Below are 12,658 nucleotides of genomic sequence, written 5' to 3' on the forward strand. Positions count from 1 at the left end.
GGTCCGGGGGAGGGGAGAAGGAGACCCTTTCCAAAGGGTCCCTTCTCCCCTCCCCCGGTTTCTTCATCTACTCAGCCTACTTCACCATATTGGGGTCTTCCATGATCTGGTAAATGGGCGCGCCTTCGGCGTCCTCGGGCACCGGGCCGCCGGTCATGTAGCAGAGGGTGGGCACGATGTCCGCCAGCCAGCGCGGGCGGGTGTAACGGTAGCCCTTCCTGATGTTCGGGCCGCGGAACATGAGGAGGTTCTTGAGGCTGCCGCAGCCGGATTCGCCGGTGGGCAGGCCGTAGCCGTGTTCCGCCATGTACTCGGGCTTGAGGACGTACACCACGTCGCCCGCCTGCGCGCCGCCCATGCCGAAGACATGCGCGTCTTCCTTGCGTACCGCGAGGAGCACGGGCCGCTCGCCGGTCTCGGGATGCTTGTAGTCGAGCAGGGCATCGATGATCCGGCCGCGCACCTTCTCGTAATCCTCGGGCTCGACGATGCCGCCGGGATACTTGCCCTTGAGATTCACGTACACGAACATGTAACGCTGCGGGACCGCAAGGGATTTGCTCACGTCGAGCACGTAGTTGAAGCCTTCGGTCTCTTCGTAGATGTCCCAGTAGTTCTCGGACTTCTTGGGCTCGTAGGAACACAGGCCCGCTTCCTTGAGGGCGTGGGCGGTGTTCAGGATCGGGCCCATCGGGGTCGCGCCGTGGTCGGAACACACGCACATCAGGGTGTCGTCGCCCATGATGTCCATGAGGCGCCCAAGCAGGCGGTCTTCCACTTCGTAAATGTGACGCTCCATCTTTTCGGCGCGGGCGCGGATTTCAGGGTCCTTGCTGTCCAGCTCGCTCAGCCAGCCGTGATAGAACCAGTCGATGGGGTGCGAGTGCATGTAGAACAGATCCCAGTCCGGGTTGGCCTTGAGCAGGGACTCGACGGTGTTCCAGAGCCATGCGCTGTGGAACTCCACCAGCTCGCACACGGTATCGGTGTCGATGATGCCGTGCAGGAAGGCCACCAGCCCGATGTCGTTCGCGGTGATGTGCTTGGAAAAGTCAATCTGATCGGCTGCTTCGGGAGGTGCGATGAAACCGATTCGGCCCGCGATGCCGGAGATGTACAGCTTGAATTCCTCGGCGTCGTCGGAGAGCTGCATCAGCTTGCAGCGGAACACGCCCTTTTCGGTGCGCCCGTCGGCCTTGATGGTGAAGTCATGCTGGACCGGCCCACTCCATTCGCCGAGCCTGATGGTGAAGAACGCCTTCGAGTAGTCCTTTTCGGGGCACAGGGCGATGCGGTCATAGCCGTCGTCGCCGCTTTCCCAGGCGAGGCAATACCACGTCTGGCCTTCGACCGGCTCGACGCATTCCTTGAAGGCCATGTTCACGACCATTTCGAGCGGTTCATCGCACTCGGGCAGGTTCTTCCAGCCCTTGGCGTCGTCGAAGGTCCCCTGAACGCCCATCGGGTAGAATTCCGTGGAGATCACGCTTTCGGAAGCGAGGAATTCCTTGTGTTCGTTGCCGTGCAGGGGCCAGCGGGTTTCGGCGGGCGAGAGGCCCTGACCCATGATCATGACGCCGTTCTTCATGCGGGAAGGCCACGACATGGGGTAGTTGACCACGATGCACTTCTTGCCGTTCTTGTCCCACGCGTCCCAGATGGTTTCGGCGGTCACGATGTCGGAGCCGAACGCCTGCGTGGTTTCCTTGTAATCGAGGCTGCGGCCTTCATGGTAGTAGTAATAGTCCTCCACGCCGTGCGTGCGGGGATAGGCGCCCGTGCAGATGGTCGCCCAGGACGGCGGGGTGACGGTGGGCAGGTTGTAGCCTTCGGGGATGAAGCTGCCTTCGTTCATGAAGGCGCGGAAATGTTCCAGCCCGCCCTGCGCCAGCATGGCTTCCAGACGTTTCGGGATGAGGCAGTCATACCCAATAAGTGCGGCGCGCTTCGCTTTGTCAGCCATCACGGACTCCTTCGTTGCGGTCAAAGGTTCAGGGCCCCAGACGGCCCGGCGTATCGTTGACAAGGCTGTATCAAGATGCGTGCCAGACGTCCTTTTGGGTCCCGGAAAGCCGCGTTGAGGCCGCTTTGCCACTTTTTGGACAATACGCTATGGTGCGCGGGCCCCAAATCGGGGCGAGGAAGGCGACAACCTTGTCATAGAGCTTTCGATCTCGCTGATAACATACTTAAATAACAGCATAGGCAAAGATAAACATTGTTTGTCGCAAATAGCGACAAAAATGTCGTATGCGGACTATATAAAGGCATCTTTCATGCTAATTCAGTGTATTGAAAGAAAATGTTCATTTTGGCACAATCTTGGCAACGCTCTCGGGCAAAACTACGGCCCCGAGTCAGACCGGGCTGAGGAGAGCGCATGAACCAAGCGACAGAGAAAGGCAACGGTATCGATCTGCGTCCCGAGTGGGGGATCTTCATCCCTTCCGTATTGGTCATCATCCTGATCAGCATTCCAGCCGTCCTGTACCCCAAGGCCGCTGAAGAAGTGGTTTCCGCCATCTACCAGCCGTTCGCGGCGAACTTCGGCACGCTCTACCTGTGGATCACGGTGGGGCTGATCATCCTGTGCGTCTATTTCGCATGCAGCCGGTACGGCGACATCAAGTTCGGGGACCCGGACGAGAAGCCGGAATTCTCCCTGTCTTCATGGATAGCCATGATCTTCTGTTCCGGGGTGGCCGGGGCGGTCATGTTCTGGTCGATCATCGAGCCCCTGTGGGACATCGTGCAGCCACCGCAATACGCAGCGCCCATGAGCACGCAGGCCTATGACTGGGCCCTCGCCTACCTGCTGCTGCACTGGGGGCCGAACGCGTGGTGCACCTATTTCATCACCGCCCTGCCCATCGCCTACATGTTCCACATCCGCCGCAAGCCCTTCCTGCGCATCAGCTCCGCCGCCGACATGATCATCGGCAAACAGAAGGACGGCCTCCTCGGGCGCTGCGTGGACGTGTTCTTCATCCTCGGCCTGCTGTTCTGTACCGCCGTGACCATGTGCATCTCCCTGCCTACGGTGGAGGCCGCGCTGGCGCGGGTGTTCGGCATCACGCCCTCGTTCGGGCTTGAGATAGCGATCCTGTTCGTGAGCGCCCTGCTGGCCGGCGTCACCGTGTACCTCGGCCTCAAAAAGGGCATCAAGCGGCTCAGCGACATCAACGTGGTCATCGCGCTCGCCATGGTGGCCTACGGCGCGCTGGTCGGCCCCACGTCCTCGCTGTTCGACATCTTCACCAACGCCGTGGGCAAGATGCTCGGCAACTTCTGGAGCATGACCTTCTGGACAAACCCGTTCTCCGAAGGCTCCTTCCCACGCGACTGGACCATCTTCTACGCCCTGTTCTGGGCGGGGTACGGGCCGTTCATGGGCCTGTTCATCGCCCGCATCTCACGGGGGCGCACCGTCCGCGAGGTCATCGGCTGGGGGATGTTCGGCACGGTGGCGGGCGGCTTCATGATCCACGGCGTGTTCGGCTCCTATACCCTGTGGGCGCAATACCACGGCATCATCGACGCCGTATCCATCCTCAAGACGCAGGGCGCGCCCGCCGCCATGATGGCCGTCATCGACACGCTGCCGTTCAGCAAGGTCGTCATGCTGATCTACTGCGCCTTCTCCACGATTTTCCTCGCCACCACGGTCAATTCCGGCTGCTACGTGGTCGCCGCCACCGCAACCCGAAGGATGCCCGTGGACGCGGACCCCCACCGCTACCACTGCACGTTCTGGGCCGTGGCGCAGGGCCTGCTGGCGCTCGGGCTGCTGGCAATGGGCGGCCTTGAGGTGGCGAAGATTTTCGGCAACTTCTCCGGCGCGCTCATGGCGCTCCCCTCCCTCCTCCTCACGGCCTGCTGGTTGAAGATCATCCGCGAGGACGGCAAGGACCTGCTGCATACCTACCGGGCCAAGGACTGACGCCCGGCTCAGAGCCAGCTCCAGCGGGCCCCTCCCCCATGCTGCCGGGCATGGGGGAGGGGTTTCGCCCTCCAGAACACCGCTTTGCCGGGGCTGAACGCCATGTTCCACACACCTCGAAAAATCGCCATCCAACGCCTTCCCGGAGAATGTCCTTTATAGACGCCGAACTAGGCTTTACGCCGGATTATGGCGGGTTGCGCCCGCCTTTTTGCGGCCTTGCGGCTCCGTTTCAAAACACGTAACGTCATCGCAGGCCGCCTCCGGGCGGGCCGCAGATCCCTTCACGGCTGGCGCGTTGCCAGGCCGGAGAGTCCGGGAGGGCTTTCCGCCTTTCGCGGACAACACAAAGGAGCCCTGATGCGCCGTCGCCTTTGTCCCAAAGAGGCGTTGTTCACGCCGAGCTTTATTGCCGTTTGTTCCGCGAACCTGCTGTTCTTCATCGCCAGCTTCATGATGGTGCCCGTCCTGCCGATCTACTTGCTCGACGGCCTGCACGCCTCCAAATCCGTCGTGGGCATCATCCTCTCCGCGTACATGATCGGCGCGCTGGTCATGCGCCCCCTTTCCGGCTTTCTGGCGGACCAGTTCCCGCGCAAGATACTGTTCCTCGTCTGCGGTATCCTGTTCGCCGCCCAGTTTGAGGGATACCTGCTGTTCAACGCGCTGGCGCTCGTGGGCATCGTCCGGGCACTGCACGGCATGAGCTTCGGCGCGCTTTCCACCTCCGCCGCCACCCTCGCCGTCGACGTCATCCCCATCGCCAAGCTCGGCACGGGCATCGGCCTGTACGGGATGATGGGATCGCTCGCTATGGCCCTCGGCCCCATGATCGGTATGCTCGTCCTTGAGGCCGGATCATACGACGCCGTGTTCATCACCGCGATGGGCTGCGCGGCGGGCGGCATCCTGCTCGGCCTGCTGGTCAAAAAGCAGCGCGTGACCGCCAGCCGCGGCGAAAAAATCTCGCTGGATCGCTTTTTCCTGAAAAAAGGCACCTATGCCTTCATCGGGCTGGTGCTCATGGCCTTCGTGTACGGGCTGCTCGTCAACTACCTGTCCGTCTTCGCCCGGGAGCGCCACGTCATGGCGAACCCCGGCTACTTCTTCCTGCTCATGTCCCTCGGGCTCATCCTCAGCCGCCTTTTCGCGGGCGGCATGATCGACAAGGGCTACATCGGCCGCCTCATCCTCGGCGGCAAGGGCACCATCCTGCTGGCCTCCCTGCTCTTCCTCTTCGTGCCCACGGAAACCGTGTTCTTCGGCTCAGCCGTGGCCTTCGGGCTCGGCTTCGGGATGATGTCGCCCTCCTACCAGACCCTGTTCATCAACCTTGCCGAACCCACCCGGCGCGGCACGGCCAACGCCACCTACCTCATCGCGTGGGACGTTGGCATCGGCGCGGCCGTGCTCCTCGGCGGGCTCATCGCGGAAATATCCAGCTTCGACGACGCGTTCATCCTCGGCCTGATCATGCTGTTCTTCTCCGCCGTGCTGTATATGAAGGTCATCGGCCCGCAATACGAGAAAAACAGGCTGCGCTGAGAATCCCGTCCCCCGCGCGGCCCCCATGAAAAGGGCGGGGCCGCACAGCACCCTTTCCCCCTCGCAAAAAACGGACGCCCTCCGCATTGGCGGGGGCGTCCGTTTTCCGATGTGCCGCCCCGATTCAAAAGAAATCGGGGAATACTGCGAACAGGGATTCGATAAAGTCAAAAATCTTTGAAAATGGGTAGGATGGGCTCCGATCCGGCAGGTTTGGGGAAGGGAGGGAAATGCCTTTCCTCAGAAAGCTTTCCCCCTTTCCCTATTTTCCCCGTTTTCCGCTTTAAGGAAGCTGCCCGTGCACGACCCTGTTGTCCACGATGGCCGCGGCGAAGGCGATGCCCTTGAGCCGCCCGGCCGGGGCTTCCAGAATGTCTTCCGAGGGGATCACGAAGTCCGCGACCTTGCCGGGCTCGATGGTGCCCCGCCACGCCTCGCTGTGGCTGAACAGCGCCGCGTAGGAGGTGTAGGCGCGCACGGCCTCCAGCGTGGAGATGCGCTGATCCGGGCCGAGCACCGCGCCGCCCTTGGTTTCGCGGTTCACGGCGGTATGGATGGAGAGCATGGTCATCTGCGGCAGCACCGGCGTGTCGGCGTGGAGCGAGAAAGGCAGCCCCTCCCGCACCGCGCTTCCGGCGGGATCAAGGCGCGCCGCCCGATCCGGGCCGAGGAAGATGTCCCGGTGCCGGTCGCCCCAGTTCCAGACGTGCAGCCCGTAGAACGAGGGCAGGATGCCCGCCTCCTTCATGCGCCGGACGTGTTCGTCGGTCGCCATCTGGCAATGGATGATCAGATGCCGGGCGTCCTTGCGGGGGCAGCGGGCCTGCGCCCGTTCCACCGCCGTGATGATGGTTTCGATGGCCCCGACGCCGTTGCAGTGGATGGAAAGCTGGCGGCCCCGCGAATGCCAGTGGTAGACCATCTCGTCCCAGTAGTCCTGCGTGCCGATGATGCCCGGCCTGAGCGAGGGGTCGAAGAAATACCCTTCGGGGATGGCGGCGGTCCCGGCCTGGATGGAGCCGTCCGCAAGCGTCTTGACCGCCGAGTACTGCACGAAGCGGTTGCCCGGCCCGTCGAGGAGGCCCGTGGGCTCCAGCCTGCGGAAAGGCTGCTCCATCGTCGCCAGATAGACGCGCATGTTCAGCTCGCCGGATTCGTACAGCTGGTTATAGGTGCGGTACACGGTTTCGGCGCTCAGGTTGCCGATGCCCACCGCCGAGTCGTGCGCGGAGGTGAAGCCCTGTGCGTTGTACTCCGCCACGCACTCGCGGACGAGGGCCTTGTGGCGTTCCTGCTCCAGCGCGGGCATGAGTTCGCCCATGGCCTTGAAGGCCATCTCTTCCGCGATGTACCCGTTGGGCAGGCCGTCCTTGCCGAGGAACACGTTCACGTCGTCGAAAGGCGCGTCCGGGTTGACGCCGATGCGCTCCAGCGCCTTCGAGTTGGCGTAGCAGGTATGCCCCGAAATGTGGAAGACCAGCACGGGCCGGTCGGGCATCACCGCGTCGAGCTCCCGCTTGGTCGGGCCGCGCCGCTCCGGGATGTCGGTATCGTCGAAATTGTAGACCACGATCCCGTCGCCGTCCCGCACCCGTTCGGCCTGCTTGCGGATCAGGGGGTACACGTCCTCGAGGTGCGCGATGCCCGGACAGCGGCAGTGCGTTTTCCACATGGCGTACAGCGAAGCGTGGCTGTGCGTGTCGATGAAGCCGGGGTAGAGGGACGCGCCCTTGAGGTCGACGGTCCGGCAGCCGGGCCCGGCCAGCGCCGCCAGCCCGTCCTTCGAGCCCACGGCCTCGATGACGTTCCCGGCCACAAGCACCGCCTCGGCGACGGTCCCGGCGGCGTCCATCGTGACGATCCGCCCATTCGTGTACAGCGTCTTTTCAATGCACCGCATAAGGAACTCCTTGAGGATAACACGTGAGAGCCGTTCAAAAAGCCAACACAACGCCGAACCCCCGGGCTTGCGGCTCCGGAGAGCTTGCCGCAAGCGATCCTGAAAGAATAACCACACGGTACACGGCGGAGGCGATGGGCCGCAAGCTGAAAAAGGGCGCGGCGGCCTCAGAATGCCAACACGGGAAACGGGCGGGCCCGGCCCCGCATGGCAACGGAACGCACATTCCGTTATCACACGATACGGCATAGTATGCGGAGTAAGGGCCCCCCGGAAGCGTCCTCCCCGCCCCCTTCCGCACTCCCCGCCAGCCGGAATTTTTGCGGGAGGGGCGCCGTACGGCGGATCCGGGGAGGGAGCCTTGAGTTCCTGCCTCCGGGCATCCCCCACCACCACTCATCAGACCAGCCAACCACAACGTGACGCCACGATCCACGACAGGAGAAAACACATGCGCACACTGCTCGCCAACGCAACCGTCATCACCATGAACCCCGCGCGGGACGTCCTGGACACGGACATACTCATCGAAAACGGCGTCATCGCGGACATGGGGCCGGGGCTGGCCGGACGCCCGGAAAACGCCGGCGCGGAACGGGTCGACCTTTCCGGGCGCATCGTCATCCCGGGCCTCATCCAGAGCCATATGCACGTCACGCAGTCGCTGTTCCGGGGGCTGGCCGACGAAATGGAACTCATGGACTGGCTCCAGCGCCGCATCTGGCCCCTCGAAGGCGCGCACACGCCCGAAACCAACGCGGCGGCCGCCCGCCTCGCCGCCGCCGAAGGGCTGCGCAGCGGGGTCACGGCCTTCATCGACATGGGCACGGCCCATTGTCAGGACGCCATTTTCGAAACCATGCGCGACGTGGGGATGCGCGGGCTGTTCGGCAAGTGCATGCTCGATCTGGGCGGCACGGACGTTCCCGCCGCGCTCATGGAGGATACCGAAACCTGCCTCCGCGAAAGCGAACGGCTCATGAACCGCTGGCACATGAGCGCGGGGGGCAGGCTCCGTTACGCCTTCGCGCCGCGCTTCGTGCCCTCGTGCACGGAAACGCTCCTCACGCGCACCCGGGACATGGCGAGGGCCAACGGCGTGCGCCTGCACACCCACGCCTCCGAGAACAAGGGCGAGTGCGCCTATGTGGAAAGCCTCGTCCACATGCGCAACCTCCGCTACCTGCACTCCATCGGCTACACCGGGGAGGACGTGATCCTCGCCCACTGCATCTGGATCGACGACGACGAGATCCGCATCCTCGCGGACACGGGCACCCATGCCGTGCACTGCCCGTCCTCCAATATGAAACTTGCGTCCGGCATCGCCCGCATCGACGAGATGCTTGCCGCCGGGTGCCGTGTGGCGCTCGGGCTCGACGGGGCCCACAACCATATGGACGCGCTCGTGGAGCTGCGGCAGGCGGGCATCCTCCAGAAGGTGCGCACCAACCGCCCCACGGCCCTGTCACCGCTTCAGGCGCTGGAAATGGCCACCCTCGGCGGTGCGCGGGCTCTGGGGCAGGAGGATGAGCTCGGCTCCCTCGAACCCGGCAAGAAGGCCGACCTTGCCGTCATCAACCCGGACAGGCTGAACATGGCTCCCCGCATCGGGCGCGACCCGGTGGCGCAGGTGGTCTATCAGGCCACGCACGAGAACGTGGAGGCGACCATGGTCGACGGCGTTTTCCTGTACCGGGACGGGAAGTATGCGACCCTCGACCTCGGGGAATGCCTGCGCGACGCGGAAAGCGCCTGCGCCCGGATACTCCGCAGCTCGGACGTCGCGCCGCTGTTCGCGCACTAGCGGGGAGGCCCGTTTTGCCGTCCGTTCGGACGGGTGCCCCATACCCCGGCAGAGGCTCCGCCTCTGCACTCCGCAAGGGGCGCCCCCTGGCCCGGCATGAAGGTTTTGACGTTGGGATATCGCCGGCTCCTTTTCCGAAAGATCCGACAGGAAACCGCCCAAGGAAATCCAGCCGATCCAGCCGAAAGCCCCGCCTCTCGCGGGGTTTTCGCGTTTTCCGGGGAAGGCCGTGGACAAGGAAGCTGTTTTTTCATCAAAAAACAGAGATGGATGGGAAATCCAAAAATATTTTGGGAAAAAAGGAACGCAAGCCTTGTGCCGAGTAATATATTAGTATACTAGTATCTCAACAGTAAGGAACACCAGCATGATCACACTGAATACGAATCCCGGCCTTTTGAGGACGGCTGTTTACGAGCGGATCCTCTCGGATCTCCAGCAGGGGGCCATCGCCCCCGGCGAGACCATCAGCCTCAACAAGCTGGCCGAGACCCTCAATATCAGCAAGACGCCGCTGCGCGACGCCCTGTTGGAACTTCAGGCGGAAGGCTTCGTTACCCTCTATCCGCAGCGCGGGGTCATGGTGAATGCCCTCTCCGAAGAGGAGAAGCGCGAGATTTACGAGGTGTGCGGCGTGCTTGACGGGCAGGTCATCCGCAACGTGTTCCCCCGCGTAACGCCGGAGCACGTTGCCCGCCTGAAGGATCTCAACGCCCGGATGTACCCCGGCACCCAGGACATTTCCAACGACGAGTACAACCGCATCAATCTGGCCTTCCATGAGACGTACCTTGAGCTGGAAACCAGCTCCCTCCTCAAGAAGCTCCTGCGCATCAACCGGCTCCGGCTGTTCCAGTTCTCCCTGAGGGACTGGGGCAAGGCGTTCTGCGCGGTCAACCACGCCGAGCACGGCCGGATCATCGAGCTGTTCGAATCCGGAACCGCCGAAGAGCTTTCCCGCTACGTCACGCAGGTCCATTGGTCTTTCAACTGGCAGCAAGGAACCGAGTCATGAGAATCAGAGACATCGCGCGCATCGACGGATTCCCCTGCGGGGAATACAACGCCGTCACCGACGTCAAGGGCGTGCGCGTGGGGCATTCCACCGTCATCAAGGACGGGGCCGGCCCCGTCGAAGGCATCGCCCGTACGGGCGTCACCGTTGTCCTCCCCGCCGGGGATATCGTGGAAAACGCCATGTATGCCGGTGTGTTCAGCCTGAACGGGAACGGCGAGCTTTCCGGCTGCCACTGGATCGAGGAATCGGGCCTGCTCACCACGCCCATAGCCCTGACCAACACGCACAGCCTCGGCATCGTGCGCGACGCCATGATCGCCTATTACGCCCGCCTCCGGAAGACCGACGGCTCCTCGTACTGGATGCTTCCGGTCGTGGGCGAGACGTGGGACGGCTGGCTTTCCGACATCAACGGGATGCACGTGCGGCCCGAGCATTTGTGCGCCGCGCTCGATTCGGCGGCGTCCGGCCCGGTGGAGGAAGGCTGCGTCGGCGGCGGCACCGGCATGATCCTCCATGAATTCAAGGGCGGCATCGGGACCAGTTCCCGCGTGCTCCCCGAGGAGCTCGGCGGCTACACCGTGGGCGTGCTCATCCAGGGCAACTACGGCAAGCGCGAGGATCTGCTCATCAACGGCGTGCCCGTGGGCAGGCATATCCCCACCTCGCGCATCCCCGGCAAGGAACAGGCGCTCCAGCCCACGCCCAAAGAGGACGGCTCGATCATCATCGTCGTCGCCACGGACGCCCCGCTCACCCCGGACCAGTGCAAGCGGCTGGCCCGCCGCGCCGGGCTCGGCCTCGGACGCACCGGGGGCCTCGCCTTCGACGGATCGGGAGACATTTTCATCGCCTTTTCCACCGCCAACCGGCTTGGCAGCAACGCCGGGGGCGGCCCCCGGGAGCATACCGTGCGCACCCTGTCGCACGGGTGCATGGACCCCCTCTTCAGAGCCACGGTCGAAGCCACGCACGAGGCCATCGTCAACGCCCTGTGCGCGGCGACGGACACGGACGGCATCCTCGGGCGGCGCATGTACGCGCTGCCGCTCGACGAGGTGCGCGGGATCATGCGGCGTTACGAATCCCTCTAGAGGCCGCCGCGCCGCATCCCCCGCAACGGGCGCGGCGGCCCCCTTGTTCCCCTGAAAAGGAATGGGCGAATGTTTTGAAGTGTTTGAAGAGTCAGGTTTTCATCGTGAGACAACCCTCTTGCCGAAAAAAGGACGCCCCGCGAATGGGAAGCGTCCCCCATGAACAAGGAGTTCCTTATGTGGAAGCGCTTTTTAGGCATCATGGCCGCGGCCCTTTGCGTGCTGAACCTGACCGTAGGCAGCGCCTTCTCGGCTGATCTCGTCAAAGTCCCCACCGCGTGGCTGGACGAGCACGAAACCTTCCTGATGTGGTACGCCAAGGAAAAGGGCTGGGACAAGGAAGCCGGGCTCGACATCGAGATGAAGCTGTTCAACTCCGGCCCGGACATCCTCAACGCCCTGCCCGCCGGGGAATGGCGTTTCGCCGCCGTGGGCGCCCTGCCCGCCATGCTCGGCAACCTGCGCTACGGCACCTCCATCATCGCGCAGGCCAACAACGAGGCCGCGCTCTGCACCTCCGTCGTCGTCCGCGCCGACAGCCCCATCGCCAAGGTCAAGGGCTGGAACAAGGACTACCCCGAAGTGTACGGCAGCCCCGAGACCGTGCGCGGCAAGACCTTCCTCGCCACCACGCTGACCTCGTCGCACTATGCCCTCAGCACGTGGCTCAACGTCCTCGGCCTCAAGGACAGCGACGTCGTCATCAAGAACATGGACCAGTCGCAGGTCGTGGGCGCGTTTGAAAACAACATCGGCGACGGCATCGCCATCTGGGCCCCGCACACCTTCATCGTCCAGGAAAAGGGCGGCGTGGTCTTCGCGGGCGACATCGTGCACTGCAAGAAGTCCAACCCCATCGTGCTCATCGCCGACACCAAGTATGCCGAAGCCCATCCGGACGTGGCCGCGAAGTTCCTCAGCGTGTACATGCGCGCCGTGGATCTCATGAAGAATACGCCGCCCAAGCAGTTCGTCGAGGAATACCAGAAGTTCTATCTGGAATTCGTGGGCAAGGAATACAACTACAATCAGGCCCTGCTCGACCTTGAGACGCATCCTCTCAGCAACATCGACGAACAGCTCGCCATCTTCGACGACTCCAAGGGCCCGAGCCAGGCGCAGCTCCACCAGTCCGACATCGCCGCCTTCTTCTCGGGCGTGGGCCGCATCACCGCCGATGAAGCCGCCAAGGTTGCCGACGGCAAGTATGCGACCGACAAGTACCTGAAGCTCTTGAAGGAGCAGCAGAAGTAATTGGGTAGTATAGAGAAATATTGGGGAGGGGAGAGGGAACCTTTCTGGAGAAAGGTTCCCTCTCCCCTCCCCCGAACCCCCTCTCCTTTCCAAGACGTTT

8 protein-coding genes are annotated in these 12,658 nt (G+C 63.3%); 6 read left to right on the forward strand and 2 right to left on the reverse strand.

The window, feature by feature from the left end; all coding sequences use genetic code 11:
* Nucleotides 1-76: 76 nt before the first annotated feature.
* The gene (locus T370_RS0118945; RefSeq protein WP_029436671.1) at nucleotides 77-1,963 is read right to left on the reverse strand and encodes an alkaline phosphatase family protein; all 1,887 of its coding nucleotides are present in this window, start codon (nucleotides 1,961-1,963) and stop codon (nucleotides 77-79) included.
* Between the two features lie 417 nt (nucleotides 1,964-2,380).
* Between T370_RS0118945 and T370_RS0118950 the strand changes: the two genes are divergently transcribed.
* Nucleotides 2,381-3,940: a BCCT family transporter gene (locus T370_RS0118950; protein ID WP_005030022.1), complete on the forward strand. Its 1,560-nt coding sequence runs from the start codon at nucleotides 2,381-2,383 to the stop codon at nucleotides 3,938-3,940.
* 360 nt (nucleotides 3,941-4,300) lie between these two features.
* Nucleotides 4,301-5,485 (forward strand): MFS transporter, encoded by a 1,185-nt coding sequence (locus T370_RS0118955; protein ID WP_005030023.1) that lies wholly within the window; start codon nucleotides 4,301-4,303, stop codon nucleotides 5,483-5,485.
* A 283-nt stretch (nucleotides 5,486-5,768) separates the two neighbouring features.
* Here the strand turns inward: T370_RS0118955 and T370_RS0118965 are convergent, their stop codons facing one another.
* On the reverse strand, nucleotides 5,769-7,385 hold the full coding sequence (locus T370_RS0118965) for an amidohydrolase (RefSeq protein WP_029436672.1): 1,617 nt from the start codon (nucleotides 7,383-7,385) through the stop codon (nucleotides 5,769-5,771).
* A gap of 451 nt (nucleotides 7,386-7,836) precedes the next feature.
* Here T370_RS0118965 and T370_RS0118970 point away from each other — a divergent pair, with 451 nt between their 5' ends.
* The 4 genes from T370_RS0118970 to T370_RS0118985 all read left to right on the forward strand — a co-directional run bounded on the left by T370_RS0118970 (nucleotide 7,837) and on the right by T370_RS0118985 (nucleotide 12,558).
* A complete protein-coding gene (locus T370_RS0118970) occupies nucleotides 7,837-9,192 on the forward strand; it encodes a 5'-deoxyadenosine deaminase (protein WP_029436673.1) in 1,356 nt (451 codons plus the stop codon).
* Nucleotides 9,193-9,559: 367 nt separating this feature from the next.
* Nucleotides 9,560-10,207 (forward strand): GntR family transcriptional regulator, encoded by a 648-nt coding sequence (locus T370_RS0118975; RefSeq protein WP_005030029.1) that lies wholly within the window; start codon nucleotides 9,560-9,562, stop codon nucleotides 10,205-10,207.
* Entirely contained in the window at nucleotides 10,204-11,304 is a 1,101-nt protein-coding gene (locus T370_RS0118980; protein WP_029436674.1) for a DmpA family aminopeptidase, read from the forward strand. The genes T370_RS0118975 and T370_RS0118980 overlap by 4 nt, the downstream gene beginning before the upstream one ends.
* Nucleotides 11,305-11,481: 177 nt before the next feature.
* On the forward strand, nucleotides 11,482-12,558 hold the full coding sequence (locus T370_RS0118985; protein ID WP_005030033.1) for an ABC transporter substrate-binding protein: 1,077 nt from the start codon (nucleotides 11,482-11,484) through the stop codon (nucleotides 12,556-12,558).
* The last annotated feature ends 100 nt before the right edge of the window (nucleotides 12,559-12,658 follow it).

The sequence above is a fragment of the Bilophila wadsworthia ATCC 49260 genome (assembly GCF_000701705.1).
GTDB lineage: Bacteria > Desulfobacterota > Desulfovibrionia > Desulfovibrionales > Desulfovibrionaceae > Bilophila > Bilophila wadsworthia.

Coding starts and splice junctions, on each gene's coding strand:
- T370_RS0118945 (WP_029436671.1), bottom strand. CDS start 1,963: ATGGCTGACAAAGCGAAGCGCGCCGCACTTATTGGGTATGACTGCCTC.
- T370_RS0118950 (WP_005030022.1), top strand. CDS start 2,381: ATGAACCAAGCGACAGAGAAAGGCAACGGTATCGATCTGCGTCCCGAG.
- T370_RS0118955 (WP_005030023.1), top strand. CDS start 4,301: ATGCGCCGTCGCCTTTGTCCCAAAGAGGCGTTGTTCACGCCGAGCTTT.
- T370_RS0118965 (WP_029436672.1), bottom strand. CDS start 7,385: ATGCGGTGCATTGAAAAGACGCTGTACACGAATGGGCGGATCGTCACG.
- T370_RS0118970 (WP_029436673.1), top strand. CDS start 7,837: ATGCGCACACTGCTCGCCAACGCAACCGTCATCACCATGAACCCCGCG.
- T370_RS0118975 (WP_005030029.1), top strand. CDS start 9,560: ATGATCACACTGAATACGAATCCCGGCCTTTTGAGGACGGCTGTTTAC.
- T370_RS0118980 (WP_029436674.1), top strand. CDS start 10,204: ATGAGAATCAGAGACATCGCGCGCATCGACGGATTCCCCTGCGGGGAA.
- T370_RS0118985 (WP_005030033.1), top strand. CDS start 11,482: ATGTGGAAGCGCTTTTTAGGCATCATGGCCGCGGCCCTTTGCGTGCTG.